This is a genomic window from Georgenia sp. 311 (assembly GCF_006151955.1).
GTDB classification, from domain to species: domain Bacteria; phylum Actinomycetota; class Actinomycetes; order Actinomycetales; family Actinomycetaceae; genus Oceanitalea; species Oceanitalea wutianyii.
The window spans coordinates 1-3074 of sequence record NZ_VDFS01000012.1; the positions used below are offsets into that span (position 1 = coordinate 1).

Here is a 3074-nt window from a genome sequence, read left to right on the forward strand (position 1 = left end):
CGTCGCCGTCGGCCGACGGCGCGGAGTAGGTGAGGGCCGTGGGACGCTGCGGCTCCTCGAGCCCGACGATCTGCGGGCCGCCGCCGAACGCCGTCGCGGGCGCGCTCTGCGCGTCACCCTGCCGGGCCGCCGCCTCGCGGGCGGCGGTGGCGAGCGTGGCGCCCGACCGGTTCGCCGTCACCGACTTGGCGCCCACCCGTCGCCCGCCGGACTGGGCTGCGGCCGCCCCGGGGGTCGCCTCGCCGTCCCCGGCGGCGGTGGCGGTGGCGGTGGCACCGAGGCGAGCACCGGCCGCGGCCTGCGCGGCGGCGTCGGCCGTCACCGCACCCTGGCCGTCGCTGCCGTCGGGCTGCTGGACCTTGACCTCGAGGTTGAACAGGTAGCTGACCGACTCCTCCTTGATGGCCTCGTTCATGGCCTGGAAGAGCTGGTAGCCCTCGCGCTGGTACTCCACGAGCGGGTCACGCTGCCCCATGGCGCGCAGCCCGATGCCCTCCTTGAGGTAGTCCATCTCGTAGAGGTGCTCGCGCCACTTGCGGTCGAGCACGGAGAGCACGACGCGGCGCTCGAGCTGCCGCATGATGTCCGGCGTCAGCTCCTCCTCCCGGCGCTCGTAGGCGAGGTGGATGTCGGAGCGGACCTCCTCCAGGAGCATGTCGGTGGTGAGGCGGTTCTGGCCGCCGGCCTCCTCCACGACGTCCTCGACGGTGATGGACACCGGGTAGATCCGCTTGAGCTCGGTCCACAGGGCGTCCAGGTCCCACGTCGTGGCGTCCGGCGCCTGGGTGAACTCGGTGACGAGCGAGCCGACGGCGTCGTCGATGAAGCCCTGGACCTGCTCCTGCAGGTCCTCACCGTCGAGCACCCGGCGGCGCTCCTCGTAGACGACGGTGCGCTGGCGGTTGAGGACGTCGTCGTACTTGAGGACGTTCTTGCGGATCTCGAAGTTGCGGCCCTCGACCTGCGCCTGCGCCGAGGCGATGCCACGGGAGACCATCTTCGCCTCGAGCGGCATGTCGTCGGGGTAGGAGGCGCTGTCCATGACCCGCAGCGCGAGCCCGGAGTTGAACAGCCGCATGAGGTCGTCCTCCATCGACAGGTAGAACCGGGACTCACCCGGGTCACCCTGACGGCCGGAGCGGCCACGCAGCTGGTTGTCGATGCGGCGGGACTCGTGGCGCTCGGTGCCCAGGACGTACAGGCCGCCGAGCTCGACGACCTCCTCGTGCTCCGCCGCGACCGAGCGCTTGGCCTCCTCGAGGACCTCGGGCCACGCGGCCTCGTACTCCTCGGGGGCCTCGACCGGGTCCAGCCCGCGCTGACGCATCGCCTCGACGGCGATGTGCTCAGCGTTGCCACCGAGCATGATGTCGGTACCGCGACCGGCCATGTTCGTCGCGACCGTGACGGCGCCCTTGCGGCCGGCCATCGCCACGACGGTCGCCTCACGCGCGTGGTTCTTGGCGTTGAGGACCTCGTGCGGGATGCCCTTGCGCTTGAGCAGCGCGGACAGCACCTCGGACTTCTCCACGCTCGTCGTGCCGACGAGCACCGGCTGGCCGGCGGCGTGCCGCTCGGCGATGTCCTCGATGATCGCCTTGTACTTCGCCTGGACGTTCTTGTAGATGAGGTCCGGCTGGTCGATGCGCTGCATCGGGCGGTTCGTCGGGATCGGGACGACGCCGATCTGGTACGTGCTGGAGAACTCGGCGGCCTCGGTCTCGGCCGTACCGGTCATGCCGGAGAGCTTGTCGTACAGGCGGAAGTAGTTCTGCAGCGTGATCGTGGCGAGCGTCTGGTTCTCCGCCTTGATCGTCACGCCCTCCTTGGCCTCGATGGCCTGGTGCATGCCCTCGGAGTAGCGCCGCCCGGCGAGCACACGCCCGGTGTGCTCGTCGACGATGAGGACCTCGCCGTTGGTGACGATGTAGTCCTTGTCGCGCTTGAAGAGCTCCTTCGCCTTGAGCGCGTTGTTGAGGAACCCGATGAGGGAGGTGTTGAGCGACTCGTAGAGGTTGTCGATGCCGAGGTAGTCCTCGACCTTCTCGATGCCCGGCTCGAGCACACCGACGGTGCGCTTCTTCTCGTCGACCTCGTAGTCCTCGTCGCGCTTGAGGCGCGTGGCGAGGCGGGCGAACTCGGCGTACCACTTGTTCGCGTCACCGGAGGCGGGGCCGGAGATGATGAGCGGGGTGCGAGCCTCGTCGATGAGGATCGAGTCGACCTCGTCGACGATGGCGAAGTTGTGGCCGCGCTGGACGAGCTCGTTGGTCGACCACGCCATGTTGTCGCGCAGGTAGTCGAAGCCGAACTCGTTGTTCGTGCCGTAGGTGATGTCGGCGGCGTACTGCGCGCGCCGCTCGTCGGGCTTCTGGCCGGCGAGGACGACGCCGGTGGTGAGCCCGAGGAAGCGGTACACGCGTCCCATGAGCTCGGCCTGGTAGCCGGCGAGGTAGTCGTTGACGGTGACGACGTGGACGCCCTTGCCGGTGAGCGCGTTGAGGTAGGCCGGAAGGGTCGCGACGAGCGTCTTGCCCTCACCGGTCTTCATCTCGGCGATGTTGCCCAGGTGGAGGGCCGCGCCGCCCATGATCTGGACGTCGAAGTGCCGCTGACCCAGGGTGCGGCGGGCGGCCTCGCGCACGACGGCGAACGCCTCGGGGAGGATGTCGTCGAGCGTCTCCCCGGCGGCGAGACGCTCCTTGAAGGCGTCGGTCTCGGCGCGCAGCTCTGCGTCGCTGAGGGCGGTGACGCTCTCCTCCAGGGCGTTGACCTGGTCGGCGATCGCGCTGAGCTGCTTGAGGATCCTGCCCTCGCCCATGCGCAAGATCTTGCTGAGGATCGAAGCCACGCGGTTCTACTCCCGTTCGACGGTCGGCGCCGGTGCACGGCGTCGGGCGCACAGGCTGCGCGCACACCTCGCATCATGGTAAGCGCCACACAGCCCCGGCCGAAGTCAGTCCAGTTCCGCCCGCAGCGGACGCGCCAGGTCTCCCTCGGCGTCGTCGTCGACGGCGACGCCGACCGCCCCGAGCCACTGCGCCGTCGTCGCGAGCTCGGCCGCGAGCCCGGCG

1 protein-coding gene is annotated in these 3074 nt (G+C 69.8%); it reads right to left on the bottom strand.

Features of this window, described 5'->3' with window-relative positions; all coding sequences use genetic code 11:
- Positions 1–2851, bottom strand: a 2851-nt coding sequence (secA, locus tag FHE66_RS01195; RefSeq protein ID WP_139071169.1) for a preprotein translocase subunit SecA, incomplete at its 3' end; no start/stop codon positions are given.
- Positions 2852–3074: the final 223 nt, after the last annotated feature.